1 protein-coding gene is annotated in these 274 nt (G+C 44.5%); it reads left to right on the top strand.

Going from position 1 to position 274, the window contains the following annotated elements; all coding sequences use genetic code 11:
• Positions 1 to 190 (top strand): hypothetical protein (locus tag GOQ28_RS18670; protein ID WP_236844396.1); only part of this gene is annotated, 190 nt, incomplete at its 5' end.
• Positions 191 to 274 lie beyond the last annotated feature (84 nt).

Raw genomic sequence — 274 nt, 5'->3', positions numbered from 1 at the left:
CACCGAATTTAAAAAGTGTGTTAATATTTCGGGCTCGGCAGTTGGTGAGAATTCAGGGTTTACCCGGATGCGAACTAACAAAGCGATTTGGGGTTTTCCCGAGTGTGTGCTAAAATGTCGAGATGCCGGAAACGGCGGTTGTGAAGTTCAAGTCGAAACGTTCTGTGAAATGCAAAACAAAACGACTTGACAGCTTGAAAAAAAGCCTTCATAATCTCGTTTCTCTGCTGCTAACACAGCGAGGCAAGCAGTAAACGCAGTACCTGCTCTTTAA

The sequence above is a fragment of the Bordetella sp. 02P26C-1 genome (genome assembly GCF_009763255.1).
Taxonomy (GTDB): Bacteria; Pseudomonadota; Gammaproteobacteria; order Burkholderiales; family Burkholderiaceae_B; genus Bordetella_A.
The sequence above is the reverse complement of the archived record's forward strand: the minus strand, read 5'-3'. Positions and strand labels throughout refer to the sequence as shown.